The 15414-nt window shown below is 43.7% G+C and carries 15 protein-coding genes and 1 tRNA gene; 11 read left to right on the forward strand and 5 right to left on the reverse strand.

Annotated features, from left to right (window positions below):
* Nucleotides 1-88: 88 nt before the first annotated feature.
* Both ACFFRD_RS11730 and budA read right to left on the reverse strand, forming a co-directional pair.
* Nucleotides 89-490 carry a VOC family protein gene (locus ACFFRD_RS11730; RefSeq protein WP_392481598.1) on the reverse strand — a complete coding sequence of 134 codons (402 nt, stop codon included), beginning with the start codon at nucleotides 488-490 and terminating at the stop codon, nucleotides 89-91.
* A 19-nt stretch (nucleotides 491-509) separates the two neighbouring features.
* Complete coding sequence (gene budA / locus ACFFRD_RS11735) at nucleotides 510-1307, reverse strand: acetolactate decarboxylase (protein WP_392481600.1); 798 nt, start codon at nucleotides 1305-1307, stop codon at nucleotides 510-512.
* A 388-nt stretch (nucleotides 1308-1695) separates the two neighbouring features.
* Here budA and ACFFRD_RS11740 point away from each other — a divergent pair, with 388 nt between their 5' ends.
* From ACFFRD_RS11740 to ACFFRD_RS11790, 11 genes are all read left to right on the forward strand, one after another.
* Nucleotides 1696-2643: a zinc-binding dehydrogenase gene (locus ACFFRD_RS11740; protein ID WP_392481601.1), complete on the forward strand. Its 948-nt coding sequence runs from the start codon at nucleotides 1696-1698 to the stop codon at nucleotides 2641-2643.
* Nucleotides 2644-2809: 166 nt separating this feature from the next.
* Complete coding sequence (locus ACFFRD_RS11745) at nucleotides 2810-3610, forward strand: SDR family oxidoreductase (RefSeq protein ID WP_392481602.1); 801 nt, start codon at nucleotides 2810-2812, stop codon at nucleotides 3608-3610.
* Between the two features lie 276 nt (nucleotides 3611-3886).
* On the forward strand, nucleotides 3887-4801 hold the full coding sequence (locus tag ACFFRD_RS11750) for a TauD/TfdA family dioxygenase (protein WP_179072732.1): 915 nt from the start codon (nucleotides 3887-3889) through the stop codon (nucleotides 4799-4801).
* Between the two features lie 625 nt (nucleotides 4802-5426).
* On the forward strand, nucleotides 5427-6809 hold the full coding sequence (locus ACFFRD_RS11755; RefSeq protein WP_392481603.1) for an LLM class flavin-dependent oxidoreductase: 1383 nt from the start codon (nucleotides 5427-5429) through the stop codon (nucleotides 6807-6809).
* Nucleotides 6810-7136: 327 nt separating this feature from the next.
* On the forward strand, nucleotides 7137-7937 hold the full coding sequence (locus ACFFRD_RS11760; RefSeq protein ID WP_392481604.1) for an RMD1 family protein: 801 nt from the start codon (nucleotides 7137-7139) through the stop codon (nucleotides 7935-7937).
* 332 nt (nucleotides 7938-8269) lie between these two features.
* Nucleotides 8270-8830 (forward strand): alpha/beta hydrolase, encoded by a 561-nt coding sequence (locus tag ACFFRD_RS11765; RefSeq protein WP_392481605.1) that lies wholly within the window; start codon nucleotides 8270-8272, stop codon nucleotides 8828-8830.
* A gap of 154 nt (nucleotides 8831-8984) precedes the next feature.
* Complete coding sequence (locus tag ACFFRD_RS11770; protein WP_012412287.1) at nucleotides 8985-9197, forward strand: DUF2555 domain-containing protein; 213 nt, start codon at nucleotides 8985-8987, stop codon at nucleotides 9195-9197.
* A 111-nt stretch (nucleotides 9198-9308) separates the two neighbouring features.
* On the forward strand, nucleotides 9309-10514 hold the full coding sequence (gene coaBC / locus ACFFRD_RS11775; protein ID WP_392481606.1) for a bifunctional phosphopantothenoylcysteine decarboxylase/phosphopantothenate--cysteine ligase CoaBC: 1206 nt from the start codon (nucleotides 9309-9311) through the stop codon (nucleotides 10512-10514).
* A gap of 148 nt (nucleotides 10515-10662) precedes the next feature.
* Entirely contained in the window at nucleotides 10663-11019 is a 357-nt protein-coding gene (locus ACFFRD_RS11780) for a hypothetical protein (RefSeq protein WP_104900334.1), read from the forward strand.
* Nucleotides 11020-11122: 103 nt separating this feature from the next.
* On the forward strand, nucleotides 11123-12145 hold the full coding sequence (locus ACFFRD_RS11785; protein ID WP_392483052.1) for a spore photoproduct lyase family protein: 1023 nt from the start codon (nucleotides 11123-11125) through the stop codon (nucleotides 12143-12145).
* 433 nt (nucleotides 12146-12578) lie between these two features.
* A complete protein-coding gene (locus ACFFRD_RS11790) occupies nucleotides 12579-14060 on the forward strand; it encodes a site-2 protease family protein (protein WP_179072726.1) in 1482 nt (493 codons plus the stop codon).
* A gap of 182 nt (nucleotides 14061-14242) precedes the next feature.
* Here ACFFRD_RS11790 and ACFFRD_RS11795 read toward each other — a convergent pair.
* The 3 genes from ACFFRD_RS11795 to ACFFRD_RS11805 all read right to left on the reverse strand — a co-directional run bounded on the left by ACFFRD_RS11795 (nucleotide 14243) and on the right by ACFFRD_RS11805 (nucleotide 15412).
* A tRNA-Pro gene (locus tag ACFFRD_RS11795) sits at nucleotides 14243-14316 on the reverse strand.
* Nucleotides 14317-14366: 50 nt separating this feature from the next.
* Nucleotides 14367-14732, reverse strand: a complete 366-nt coding sequence (locus tag ACFFRD_RS11800) for a DUF1818 family protein (RefSeq protein ID WP_190962884.1) — start codon at nucleotides 14730-14732, stop codon at nucleotides 14367-14369.
* A 71-nt stretch (nucleotides 14733-14803) separates the two neighbouring features.
* Nucleotides 14804-15412, reverse strand: coding sequence for a hypothetical protein (locus ACFFRD_RS11805; protein ID WP_392481607.1), 609 nt, complete (start codon nucleotides 15410-15412; stop codon nucleotides 14804-14806).
* Nucleotides 15413-15414 lie beyond the last annotated feature (2 nt).

Here is a 15414-nt window from a genome sequence, read left to right on the forward strand (position 1 = left end):
ATAGTGCGTTGGCGCACGCCGTAGTAGGCATCGCTACCAATTACGCACTACACCCAATTGTGACGGCTAAGACCTTTCTCTTTGATTGTTAAACTTCTCTACCGCCTGTGTGTGAAGAAGTCACTGTCAATAAATAGCCATCCGGCCCAGTTAAGTTAAATGAACTGTGGATTCTGCCTGTTTCGATCTCAGAAACAGTCAGTCCCCACTTCTTAAAAGTATCTCTGGTGGCGACAACATCATCTACCATCAGATCAAAAGGTGCATTTATTCCAGGTGCGATCGCCTCTGAACTTGTTCTCAAAACTAAGTGCGTTCCTCCCCGTAATTCCAAAACAGCTAATTGTTCTGATTGGGTAATCAACCGCAGTCCTATCTTGACGAAAAAATCGCTAGCCTCCGGTACATTATTCACATATAATCTTACATGACCAATCGCCACAGGTGGGCGGGCATCCGTTTGTTTTGCAATAGTTTCTGGTAGTGACATAGCTTTTATTCAAAAATATTTACTTACGTTCAACTCTGTTGACTTCAACAGGTTTGTTATCTCCCAAATCAGCTTGCACAAATTCAGCACTCTTGGGCAAATTTATCTCAACGTTTGATAGAGGATCAATTTCTATTTTAGCATTTTGAAATTGTCCATCTAAGATATGCCCTCCAGTTGTGCGATTTGCAGCGATGAAATGAAAGTGATAGCCATTAACATTTACTCCTTGCATATATTCAGGTGTCCGAAAACCGACTAAAGTGCCATTGATATTCCTTAATTCAAAAATTGATTGTTCTTTTAGTGCTTCAGCTAAAGAACGATAAGGTGGAGTTTGTTTAGGAGGAATTCTAAATTTTAGATAAGGAAAATTACCTTGGATACGAATTGCATAAGGATAATTTTTAGTTGGTAAGCGCTGATCTAAATATTGCTGCAATTGTTTATAATTCATCCGCCCTTCTAGATTAATTAATGTTTCTGGTTGAAAAAAGGTGACTGTAGCAAAAGGGCTTGTCATTGAATCAGGAATAACAGAAGCAACTCCATCAGCTTTTATCTGGTAAAATTTGCCATCTAATCCAACCATTTCACCATCTAGAGCATTTACTGTCCCCAAACCAAAATTACCGTGTTTTCTCAACTGCTGAAAATTAGTATCACCGTCAAAAATTCCTACTGCAAGAGCGCTAATTGTTGATGCTTGAAACAGGGTATTTGATGGTGTATGTTGCTGAGTTCTAGCAGGTAAAATAGCAACTAATAATGTAGTAATGGTTAAAATAGTTATCCAGAAATAACGCTTGAGTTTCATTAGATCAAAGATATAAAAGTTTTGAATTTTGAATTTACCCATATTACCTAGCAAAATCTAGAGACAGTTGGAGAGCAGCTAGTCATACAGCCAGGTAAGAGGTGGAGGTTGACAGGGACTAGCTTACAACACAGCAATAGATGTAAGCATTGATGCAACAAATCTTTTTGCCAGGTGCTTGATTATTCTGGCTGTCTGTGATAATTTTCTTCTTACGTTCCAAAAATACTGTAAACCTATTGTGTTACCGTAGTTAATAAAATTTCGTTAATCTAGTTACAGGGATTTGGAATTAAGAATAAATAACTAATCTATCGAGTTTATCTATTGCAGACAGTACATTGCAAACCAACGAACTAGAAATTAATCTCTAAGCCAGGGCAACCTTATGAGCAAAATACGTGCTGTGATTGTTGACCCCAATGTGCCAGGGCGTTTGGCACTGACTGAAGTGAATGCACCAAAGTCTGCCCCAGATGAAGCTCTAGTCAGGGTAGCGGCGATTTCTCTGAATCGGGGAGAAATAAAACGTTCAACCACTGCTGAGGCTGGTTGGCAGCCTGGTTGGGACTTGGCAGGTGTAGTGGAAATCCCTGCGGCTGATGGGTCTGGGCCTCCCCAAGGAGCGCGTGTAGTTGGCTTACGCCGCGCCGGTGCTTGGGCGGAACTTGTATCTGTTCCTACTAACGCCTTAGCAGAACTGCCGCCATCGGTATCTTTTGCTCAAGCTGCCACCCTACCTGTAGCGGGTTTAACCGCGTATCATGCAGTGCTAAAAGGTGGTTCACTTTTAGGTCGTCCAGTTCTGGTTACAGGTGCATCAGGAGGCGTTGGTTACTTCGCTATTCAATTGGCGCAACTGTCAGGGGCGCAAGTAACAGCACATATTCGTCAACCTGGCTATGAAACTTTGGTTAGAGAAGCAGGGGCACAATCGGTAGTGATTGGCGAAGACCTTTCACCTGCTAGTGAGTATGGCCCCTATCATCTAATTATAGAGTCAGTGGGTGGTAAGACTTTGGGGGTAGCCCTTGGCTTACTGGCACAAGATGGAAAAACTGTGCTGTATGGAGTATCTGGGGGAGCAGAAGTGACATTCAACGCTGCCCAATTTTTCGGGACTGGTAGCGTTAGCCTGTATGGTTTACGTCTGTTCGATGAATTGAGATTTGAATCAGCCGCAGTCGGTCTAAAACGACTTTTGAGTCTAGTAGAAGTTGGTCAGTTGCATCCTCACATTGATTTAGAAGCTTCTTGGACACAAATAGCTGACGTAGCCCAACAACTACTCGACAGGCGTTTTCCTGGTAAGGCTGTGTTGCACATTTCCAACTGAAGTATTACCGAATAATTCGTAATTAATTCTATTTTTATGCACTCATTTCTGGATAGAGACTAATTTTCTTTTTTGCTGCAATCAAGGATATCCACAATACAGGCTCTCAATCGGCAATATTATTGGTTCGCAAATAAATTACTTACATTTGTGAGGGTAAATTTGTATGAGTTTAGAACTAAAACTATCAGGCAAAACCGCGATTGTTACAGGAGGAAGTGCAGGAATAGGGTTAGCTACTGCCAAAGCCCTTTATAGTGAAGGTGTGAATGTTGCGATCGCAGCCCGCAATCAAGAAAGACTAGAAAATGCAGTAGCTGACATCCAGTCCCTACCCACCCCAGGCGCTAAAGTTATTGCCATCAGCGCTGATTTAACGAAAGCAGAGGATGTTGAGAAAGTTGTCTCCACAACATTAGCCCAGTTTAATCAGATTGATATCTTAATTAATAACGCTGGTTCAGCCCGTGCTGGATCTTTCCTTGAATCCACTGATGATTTATTTTTGGATGCTTGGAACTTAAAATTATTGGGCTACATCCGCTTAGTTAGAGCCGTCGTCCCCCATCAAAAAAGTCGCGGTGATGGACGGATTGTCAATATAGTTGGCGGTGCAGGACGTACACCTCGCCCTAACTTCCTAGCTGGTGGTACAAGCAATGCGGCTCTACTCAACTTTACAAAGGGCATTTCTAAAGAGTTAGCCGAGTACAAGATTCGCATTAATGCCATATCGCCCGGTGCTACAGCTACTGAGCGTGCCGAGACTTTAGCTCGACAAAACGCCCAAGCGCAAGGCATCACCGTCGAGCAAGTGAAGGCACAAAACATCCAAAGTATTCCTTTAAAAAGAATCGCCCAACCAGAAGAAATTGCCGCGTTAGCGTTATTTTTGGTGTCGGATCTAGCTGCATCGATTACAGGAACAGAGATTATCGTTGATGGCGGTTCTACTCCTGGTATTTAGCAGATGAAAGGAATTAGAAATCAGCAGATTTTCCTTCAATCCAAAATTAATTAACTGCTGACGACCTAAGTAAAAACATTAGTCCTTTCAAGGTGACTTGTAAAATCTCTTTTTTCTCTCTGCGCCTTTGCGTCTCTGCGGTTAAAAAATCTTTTCTTTAACCACAGAGGCACAGAGAACACAGAGTTAAGAGGTTAAAGAGGAGTTTCTTGTAGGCAAATTTTCATCCAACTTGAAAAGGCTAGTCCCAAACATAAATTTATTGGAGATAAAAACATGGGTTCTCAATACTTTGATATCAAACCAGTTGCAGGACGTATTGGTGCTGAAATTATTGGTGTTAATCTGAGTTCTAACCTCAGCGATGACATCATCAGCGATATTCGCAAGACTCTAGTCAAACACAAAGTGATCTTTTTCCGGGATCAGCAACAACTGGATGCTGATGGACAGGTAGCCTTCGCTCGTCGTTTCGGTGAAGTTACTACAGCCCACCCCACTGTACCATCGCTGCCAGAAAACCCAGAAGTCTTAGACCTGAACTATGGCCGCACTACTTCCCGCGCCAATAACTGGCATACCGATGTAACATTTGTAGACCGTCCTCCTCTCGGTTCTATATTACGAGCGCTTGATATTCCGCCAACTGGTGGCGATACGATCTGGGCAAACTCCGTGACTGCATACCAAGATTTACCTACCCATCTACGTAATCTGGCAGACGAACTTTGGGCAGTACACAGCAACGCCTACGACTATGCAACTGGATTCGACCTACCTGAAGATGTCAAAGCTCACAGAGCTGTCTTTACCTCGACTGTATACGAGACTCTACACCCAGTTGTACGCATCCATCCCGAATCTGGAGAGCGGGGACTATTCATCGGCGGATTTGTGCGCCAGTTCCGTGGCTTATCAACAACTGAATCAGATGATATTCTGCGACTGTTACAAGCATACGTAACACGTCCAGAGAATACAGTGCGTTGGCGTTGGCAAGTTGGTGACGTAGCCTTTTGGGATAACCGGGCTACTCAACATTATGCGATCGCAGATTACGGCGATCAGCCCCGCCACGTTCAACGCGTCACAATTGTCGGCGATCTCCCAGTTGGTATCGATGGTAAACAAAGTGAGGCTATCAAGGGAGATGCTTCTGAGTACAACCGACGTGAGGCGGTGGCTGCATAATACTTGGGCATTGGGCATGGGGCATTGGGAATAGGGGATGAGTCTTTGATACTCGTGAACGAGTCTTTGATACTCGCGCATGAGTCTTTGATACTCGTGGATGAGTCTTTGATACTCGTGGATGAGTCTTTGATACTCGTGGATGAGTCTTTGATACTCGTGGATGAGTCTTTGATACTCGTGGACGAGTCTTTAATACTCGTGGACGAGTCTTTAATACTCGTGGATGAGTCTTTAACACTCGCGGATGAGTCTTTGATACTCGCGGATGAGTCTTTGATACTCGCGGATGAGTCTTTAATACTCGCCAACGAGTCTTTGAACTCCGTTAATGAGTCTTTGAACTCCGTTAATGAGTCTTTCAACTCCACTCTCCCTGCTGCCTGTTCCCCACTCCCCTTTGCTGGCTTAACCTTCCATTGACTTTGGATGGAGACTCAAAATAGCACTTTGTCAAGCTAGTTTTGAGGGTTTGTAGTAAGGACTTTAGTCCTTACTACGAACTTGCTTATCTATCAATTTAAACATGACAGATTAGTAGATGCCACTGAAATATCTTTCCAAGATTTCCTAATTTATTTACCAGATTTTTTCAAACTATAAGTACGACTTTGCAAATACAAACATGAGTACAAAAAAACAACTTAAACTCGGAGCATTTTTACCCGGTAGTGGTCATCACGTCGCAGCATGGCGACATCCCAACACCCCGGCTGATGGAGGTCTGAACTTCCAACATTACAAGCAGCTGGCACAAACAGCTGAACGGGGTAAATTTGATATGCTTTTCCTCGCAGATGGTTTAGCCGTCTGGGATCGAGGGCAAGGGACTGAGGCTTTTAGCCGTTCGGGACAATTCAGCGTCCACTTTGAACCTTTAACCTTGTTGTCGGCTCTGTCTGCGGTGACAGAAAATATCGGATTAGTGGCAACATCATCAACAACTTATGATGAACCTTTTCATCTCGCCCGCAAGTTTGCATCACTAGATTATCTCAGTGGTGGTCGTGCCGGATGGAATCTTGTAACCTCTGCTGCTGAAGCCGCAGCGCAGAATTTCAGCCAAGAAAACCACCTAGAACACTCGCTACGCTATGAACGAGCGAGGGAATTTGTGGATGTTGTCACCAAACTTTGGGACAGTTGGGAAGACGATGCTTTTCTCCATAATAAGGAGTCAGGTATTTACTTCGATGCAGATAAGTTGCATATTCCCCACCATAAAGGCAAATATTTCTCGGTGCGCGGACCGCTCAATGTAGCGCGTCCACCACAGGGATATCCAGTAATCGTACAAGCTGGATCTTCCGAGGCTGGACAGGATTTAGCTGCCCAAACAGCAGAGGCGATTTTTACTGCACAACAGACATTGGCAGAAGCTCAAGCCTTCTACGCCAGCGTCAAGGGGAGATTGGCTAAATACGGACGTTCCCCTGACCATCTTAAAATTATGCCAGGGGTATTCCCGGTAATTGGTAAGACCGAGCAAGAAGCTAAGGATAAATATGAGCAACTTCAGGAGTTGATCCATCCCTTGGTAGGATTGGGGCTGCTTTCTGGGCTAGTGGGTGGCCATGATTTGTCCAAATATCCCCTAGATGGGCCTCTGCCGGATCTGCCAGATACCAACGGTGGCAAAAGCCGCTTGCAGCTGATTACCGATCTTGCCCGCAGAGAGAATTTAACAATCCGGCAACTGTATTTGTGGATTGCAGGAGCGCGGGGACATCGAACGATTCTCGGAACACCAGAACATATTGCCGATCAGTTAGAAGATTGGTTCGTCAATGGTGGGGCTGATGGATTTAACATTATGCCACCCTGGCTACCTGGAGGTTTAGAGGAATTCGTAGACTTAGTAATTCCCGAACTGCAACGCCGAGGAATATTTCGTACTAAGTATGAAGGCAGTACCCTGCGCGAAAATCTCGGTTTACCTCGTCCAGTAAACCAGTTCACTGCAAATGCGCCTGCTCCTGAACCTGTGAGTGTCGGTTCCTTTGCATAGCTGTTAAGGGGAAAAGGGGAATGGGAAAGGGGAAAGAAAAAACCTTTAACCCTTACCCTTTAACCTTTTCCCCAAACCAAATTCCAGTTTAAAATTCTTAAACGAGCAGTATTGTCTAATATCTTTCACTCCCCACTCCTCTTTAGCCTTGATAAAGCGATTCTCCCCAAACGTGTAACCAATGATCTCAACTGAAATACAAGCGCACCTTCGGCAGTGCTAGAGAGCTTTATTGGTAAGCTGAGATTGTAGCGATCTCCGATAACAGGCATTAATTGCGATCGCTAACCTCCAAGATCAGCAGACAGAAAAGCAAACAGGGCGACAATGCAAAAACTTCTTTTTAACGATACAGATAGATTTAGAGCGCAGGCCCTATTCCTTGGTAAGGATATTAACTTACAGACATTGGAGAATTACGTTTCCTTGGCGACTATGCCATTAATGGTTTCAGTCGGTGAACACGGCTGTGCTGTACTGCTAGACTATGGCGCAGTTGTCCTGTTTAACCTTGAGCCTGTAGAAAAGGTAGCCTTTTTGACCAAACTATCCTCTCAAGTTAGTGGCTCCTTTGCCGAACCGGAGACAGAAGAAGTGGAAATTCATCTCAACGTTGTAGAGAGTGAGAGAGTTAAGGAAGGAAAAATTTCACTGCATGAATTTAGTGTAGAACGCTTGCAGATAGTGGCTGATATCCTCGCTAAAAGTGTTGTGCTGTCTCATTATGAAACTAGCCTAGCGACTGTATTCGATCAAATTGAACCGTTTGCAGCTAGTCTCCAGCGTGAACACAGGGAAAGACGGCAGAGTCGGGAATTACTGCGTCAACTTGGGACTGCGCTGTTAGTTCAACATAAGATTGTAGGTCGAGTTGAAATCATCGATAAGCCAGAGTTGCTCTGGGAATCCCCACAGCTAGAAAACTTATATCTGCGCTTGGAGGATGAATACGAAATTCGTGAGCGTCACACTGCTTTAGAACGCAAACTAGAACTAATTACCCAAACTGCACAAACAGTCTTGGAGTTCATGCAGCATAGCAGTAGCCAACGAGTAGAGTGGTATGTGGTGATTTTGATTGTGGTGGAAATTCTACTGTCACTGTACGACATCATTTTCAAAGGCTAAGGCTAAAGAGTGATTTGCAAATCAAAAATGCTGACTGCGAATGGTTTTTGGGGATTCAGATTCAATAGGCGCTAAAATATCAAAAATTGGTTTTTGTGTAAGGTAAATTAACTTTTAGTGAAATTTATGTACTCGTAAACAAAAAATTTAAATTTTTCCTACTCGCAACATGACATATAGCCATTCTTTGGGTAAGCAACAAATGCCCTTAAATACTAAGTCTGTTTGAAGAGATAGGATCTATTAGAAAAGTAGATTTTAGGAGTAAACCTCTGTCTTTACAATTTATTACCGTTCCCCCCGAAACTTCTCAACCCGCCACAGGGTTAATTGTGACTTTGCATGGTTGGGGAGCTAATGCTGAGGATGTCGCATCTTTGCTACCCTTGCTCAACTTATCTGATTACCAGTTTATATTACCCAATGCACCTTATCCTTATCCCTATTCCCCTATAGGGAGGGCATGGTATGACCTGCGGGTGGAAAATATGTATGAAGGCTTGGTAGAAAGTCGGAAACTGCTAATAGATTTTTTGCAATCTTTAGAAAGTACCACTGGCATACCTTTGTCACGCACTATTTTAAGTGGATTTTCTCAAGGTGGAGCAATGACTTTAGATGTAGGCTCAAAATTGCCACTAGCAGGCTTAGTTGTGATGAGCGGGTATTTACATCCTGATGCACTAACGGCAGATCAAAGAGATATTCCGCCGACTTTAATCAGCCACGGGAAATATGATGAAGTTGTTCCACTGCAAGCTGCTTTAAAGGCACGAGACACTTTAAAATCTCTAGGAATGGCGGCAGAATACCATGAATTTGACATGGGGCATGAAATAAATCCACAAACGTTAAATGTGCTGCGGAATTTCGTTGTAAATACAATTAGCTAGTCAGAATTACGAATTTTTTATAAATTCTGGTATAAATGCTGAAAATTTTCACGAAATCTATGCCTTCTAATGAGTAATATATATAGGGTGGCTGCGTTCAGCGCAACTTAACCCATGCTGAAGGCGAGTGCTGCATAAGGGAGGGGCGAGCATTATGACAACTCTAAGCATTTCCAGGAAAGAAATTGCTGCCATAACTGCGGCAGAAGTAGAAGAACTGGCTACACGTCTGGATCTGGATAATTACAGTAATGCTTTTGATGGTTTAAATGATTGGCATCTATTACGAGCGATCGCATTTCAGCGTCCAGAGTTAGTTGAACCCTATATCTACCTCTTAGACTTGGAACCTTACGATGAAGCGTAGTTGAGAGTTAGGAGAGACGCGATTAATTGCGTCTGTACAGGAGTTAGGAGTTGGCAATTAATATTCGTAACTACTTGCTCCTAAATTACTACTTACTCCTAACTTTTTACCATGACTAATCCAAAATTGAACAGGGTTCTAATAGGTGTAGGTGGCGGTATCGCCGCCTACAAAATCTGTGAATTGGTTTCAACGCTGTTTAAAACTGGGGTGGAAATCCGAGTTATCCTCACCCGTTCGGCGCAAGAATTTATCACGCCTCTGACAATGACCACCCTATCTCGTCATCCCGCCTACACAGATGATGATTTCTGGAAACCAACTCACTCTCGTCCCTTGCATATTGAGTTGGGTGAATGGGCAGATGTCATGGTAATTGCTCCCTTGACAGCTAATACATTAGCAAAGCTAGCCTACGGGATGGCTGATAATTTACTCACAAATACCGTGCTGGCTTCTACTTGTCCCGTGCTGTTAGCACCCGCAATGAATACGGATATGTGGGAACAGCTATCGGTGCAACGGAATTGGCAACAGCTATTGATCGATAGCCGATATCATGGAATGAATACAGCATCGGGTTTATTAGCGTGCGATCGCATTGGTGCTGGTAGATTAGCAGAACCTCCAGAAATTTTGGCTCACATCCAATCGTTGTTACACACTCAAGGTAAACGGAATTTAGTAGGTAAACGAGTGTTAATTAGTGCTGGGGGAACGCGGGAGTTTCTTGACCCAGTAAGGTTTATTGGTAATCCTTCCACAGGTAAAATGGGATTAGCTTTAGCCCAAGCTGCACTTCACCGAGGGGCAAACGTCACCCTAGTACATGGCCCAGCCAATTGGGATGTACCATTAGGAGTTCAAGCAATTCCCGTCATTAGTGCCGAGCAAATGCAGCAGGCAATGCTGGAATATTTACCCAACGCTGATGTAATTGTCATGTCAGCAGCCGTGGCAGATGTGAAGCCAAAAGATTATAGTACAGAGAAATTGCCCAAGCGATCGCTCCCCCAAGCCTTACCCCTGGAACCAGTAGCGGATATAGTCGCCCAATTAGCAAAACATAAACAGCCGCACCAGAAATTAATTGGTTTTGCTGCACAGACTGGAGATATTGTCAAGCCAGCATTAGAAAAATTACAGAGTAAAAAACTCGATGCTATTGTTGCCAATCCCATCGATCAACCTGATAGTGGTTTTGGGAGTGATAATAATCAAGCGATATTTTTAGATAGCCAAGGAAATCAGCTAGCGATCGCACCTTGTTCTAAATTGGAAATGGCCCATCATTTATTTGATTTTGTCATCAATTGATTAGGTATTGGGTAAAGACATGATATTGCCGTAACCGTACAAGGAAACTACTACTTGGAATTGGGTAGAACCCGTATGGTCTATGGCTTCAAGTCACTTTTTTAAATTTTACAATATAAGTAAGACATAAAAATAACGCTTCAATTATATGAAAATACTCTCATCAGAGCTAGTCCATTTGGGATTTGGCAAATATGTGCGTTCTGACCAAGTGACAGCAGTTATACCAATAGAAGAGGAGCGAGGCCCAGGGCGACGAACCTTTGTTCACGTTCAAGGGCAAAACGATCCAATTATCGCCTCTCGCGCTGAAGATACCATCGTGCGTGATTTAGTACAAGAACCACGCGAAGTTACCCAAGCACGTCAGCAGCAAGAAATTCTTCAAGATTTATTGGTTAATTTAGCTAATGTTAATTCGACTGTGCGCCGAATTAACCGTGATGAAGGCAGTTTGGATCTGGATTTGTTAGAGCGACGAATTAAGCAAGTCCTGGAAAATTAATTGCAGAAATCAGCAAACTAAATAACGGAGAAAGATATTGCTGAATACCATTACAGACCAAGTTTCAGTATCAGAGACACAAACAAAATCGCCAAGGTTGTGGATACCTGAACGGGTACTGTTTACACCTGCTGCCCTAGATGAGGATTGGGGGCAGCAGATTCTTAAACGTGTGCAGTCACTCAACTTACTAATAGAAGAATTATCACAGAACCGCCTGAAGGGTTTGCGCGGTGAATCTGAGCGGGATACTTACAACATCGCCAAGCGTACCTTAGCCGTGGTTACTGCACCACCCAGTTCTTTTAAACTGAGTCCGATCCCACCTTCTGCGGATTGGCAGTTTCACCTTGCCGAAGGTTGTCCGGCTCACTGTCAATACTGCTACTTGGCTGGTAGCTTGTCGGGGCCACCTGTTATCCGCGTTTTTGCCAACTTACCGCAGATATTAGAGAATTTAGCTAACTACGAGCAACAGGGGAAAACCACAAGTTTTGAAGTTAGCTGTTACACAGATCCATTGGGTATTGAGCATTTAACTGGAAGTCTTGCTGAATGTATCCGTTACTTTGGCACTTGTACCAATGCACATCTACGTTGGGTATCGAAATTTGATGCTGTGGATGGATTACTCGATTTACCACACAATGGGAATACTCGCTGTCGGATGAGCGTTAATGCAGCACCGATTTCTGGTAAGTTTGAAGGTGGCACGGCATCCGTAGTATCCAGACTGAATGCGTTGCGACGGTTGGCGCTACCACAAGAACGTGGCGGTGGCGGTTATCCAATAGGCTTGGTTATTGCGCCAATTATGCCAATAGATGATTGGCAAATGCACTATAGTCGTTTGTTTGACCAGATAAACGAGGCGCTGGATTTTGACTGTAACCTTACCTTTGAGCTAATCTCCCATCGGTTTACACCAGGGTCAAAAGAAGTGTTACAAACTTGGTATCCGCAATCCAAATTAGAGATGGATGAGGCAAAACGCAGTGTCAAGCGTAATAAGTTTGGTGGGACGAAGTACGTTTACGAGAAGGATACAATGAAAGCGTTGCGTAGCTTTTTTGAGAGTGAGATTAGTAGGCGCTTTCCAAATGCTGAAATTCTTTATTGGACTTAGTACCGCATTTCATTAATTCGTAGCGAATTAATGGCAATATTCTGCAATGCCAATGGGTCGGCTTTAAGGGCTACTGGCAAAAATTTTGGGTTTTTGAGACGCGATAAATCGCCGTCTCTACAAGTGTTTTGGTCTTATCTGAACTGTATTGGCTTAATGCTGTAATTTTTGAGTAAGAGAGCGATCGCAGAATAATATATCACTCTAAATAATTTTTAGGCGCTTCCGGTAGTTCTAAGGCTTCTCAAATCTAACAAGAAGCAAAATTTCCTTGTGAAAGTTAAGCAAACTACCTCTGCGATTTTTCGCTGGGTTGAGCTACGCCTACGCAAAGCCGCATAATTTGGGCAGATTACAGGCGGCGTTATACATTAATAGTGTGTCTGCAATACCGGACTTGTTCTGGCTTAGTCTCAATAGCAAAGGTTTGGAGATGTTTACTTTATCAGAAACTTCTATCCTGGCGGCAATCCTACTGGTAGCTTTAGGCATTTTGGGCTGGGGCTTTTATCGCGCCAGACCTTTTGGTAAACTGGGAATCTTAGCCTGGTTACAGTCGGTGGTGTTGATGACTCCCTGGCTCCTGTTTTTTGGATTGTTTGCCGCAGGGATTTACATCAATATAGCGGGTATATTGTTCTTAGTGGTGACATCCGCCGGATTGTACGTCTACTTGGGCAGACAGTTACGCGCAGCTGGGCAAGATGCCATCCTCAAACAACGCGCCACAGAAAGACTCGCTGCTAATTCCTTACTCGAAGCCAATTCCCCACAACCAACAGTAGCAGAACTGAAACCAGAGATTCCGCCGATACCAGAAGAGGACTTGAATGCAATTAAAGGTATCTTTGGTATCGATACGTTTTTTGCCACAGAAACCATTGCCTATCAAGATGGAGCTATTTTCAAAGGCAATTTACGGGGAGAACCAGAAGAAACTCACAACCGTCTAACTGCAAGTTTGCAGCAACGCCTTGGTGAGCAATATCGCCTGTTTTTAGTGGAAAACACAGACGGCAAACCAGTGGTAATTGTTTTACCCAGTCGCAATGATCCCAAGCCGATGTTGCGATCGCAAAAAGCTTTTGCAGGTATTTTGTTAATAGCAACCATTGCCACCAATCTAGAAGCTGCGGGATTACTGCTGAATTTTGATTTCTTTGGTAATCCAGGGCGATTTCAAGAAGCTTTGCCTATAGGTGCTGGGATATTTGCGATTTTAGTAGCTCACGAAATTGGTCATTGGTTACTTGCTAAACGCCACCAAATCCGTCTTAGCTGGCCTTTCTTTCTACCCGCAGTGCAAATTGGTTCCTTTGGGGCAATTACCCGCTTTGAATCTTTGTTACCTAACCGCAAGGTATTATTTGATATTGCCTTGGCAGGGCCAGCCGCAGGTGGTATCGTTTCCTTGTTAATGCTGGTGACAGGCTTATTGCTTTCTCACCCAGGTAGTTTATTTCAATTACCCAATCAGTTTTTCCAAGGGTCGATTTTGGTAGGAAGTTTGGCGCGAGTTGTCTTGGGTTCGGCGTTGCAGTCATCTTTGGTAAGTGTTCATCCCCTAGTGATAATTGGTTGGTTGGGGTTAATTATCACCGCTTTGAACTTAATGCCCGCAGGACAACTAGATGGTGGGCGCATTGTTCAGGCGATTTATGGACGCAAAACCGCAGGACGCGCAACGATCGCAACCTTAATTTTACTGGCACTAGTATCTCTCGGTAATACTCTTGCCATGTACTGGGCGATCGTGATTTTCTTCTTGCAACGAGATCAAGAACGCCCCAGCTTGAATGAAATCACTGAACCCGATGATGCTAGAGCCGCTTTGGGGCTTTTAGCCCTATTCTTAATGATTACTACACTCTTACCTCTAACTCCCGGCTTGGCTGGACGTTTGGGAATAGGATAGTGCTGAGTTAGGAATACAGACGCGATTAATCGCGTCTGTACAGGATTCTTTCACCAAGTCCATAGAATGCTGAAGTTTAACCAACCAATGAGTTGTAGTTGGAGATTTTGCGATCGCCTTACAGACTTTATTGAAAAACCTGCCAATCTTTTAAAAGATTAGCAGGCATGGCTTATCATCAATCGGAGCGGCGGGATTCGAACCCACGACCTCCACTACCCCAAAGTGGCGCGCTACCAAGCTGCGCTACGCCCCGGTCAGAATTACTATCATATAACAAAACTCTCAGATAATCAAGAGGCTCATTTAAAAAACTTTAAGCATCCCAGCCGCTTGCAGTAAATCTGGAACAGCAGAAGCGCTCCATTTACCCTCTACACATCGCCCTGTATTCAAAATAAAGCACAGACTGTAATCATGAGGATAGCCTTCTACTTCCATCCATAATAAATCGCTTTCAGCTTCACAAGCAATTTTTTCCTCTTCCATTAATTCCGTTGCGAGTTGCTTCATGGTGTCAGCTAACTGTGCTAGTAGACGGCAAAAATCATTCAACTCGGCTTCGGTTAACTCAATTGCCCAATCATCTGTACCGACTAAACCTTTAAATTCAGGTGCATGGGGATTCCAGCCAATACGCCAACCAAATCCGGTTTTTACAACGCGTTCCATATTTTAGTTAAAACTGAGGAGTTATAAGTTAGGAGCTATGAATTTACAACTTACAACTCCTAAATTTCCCACTATCTAAGTAGTTCAGCACCTCCTCGTTGGGGTGGCTGTGGGGTAGTTGATCTACTCGGACTGGGTGCGGTATTGGGTTTAGGAGATAGGGTATTTTGGGAAGTAGGATTAAATATGTTGACTAAGACTTGCACTAAGGCATCTCGCTGACTACGGGTGAGACGGGTTATGGCTTTGCGATCGCCTTCCATAGGGTTTTCCCGTAGTGAATCATAGCCTGGATAGGTAGTATCATACATAATTTCATTCGCCCCCAGGTAATCAGCTAAAGTCAGCTTCCAATCTAAGCGATAAACTGGGGCCCGCCCTTTGGTATAAATGTGATATCTAATCAGGCGATTTGCCAGAGTGCTGTTTTCGGCAACTTTCCCATTTTCTTTGCTGATATACTTGTTTTCTCGTGGTAAATCTGGTAGTTGCTGGTACACCAACTGCCAAACATCACTAGGTGTTATTCTCTGAGCATAAGCAGGTTGGATACTAAACAAACTTGTGTATATTGATTTTCCCGCCCCTGAACTCAAAGCAATTACACCCACTACCATTAAGGCAGTGAGTGTTTGCCAGGGCTTGAGTAGGGGTTGAATGAACGATTGATTTTTGCTCATCC

This window comes from Nostoc sp. C110 (assembly GCF_043099725.1).
Classification (GTDB): domain Bacteria; phylum Cyanobacteriota; class Cyanobacteriia; order Cyanobacteriales; family Nostocaceae; genus Nostoc; species Nostoc muscorum_A.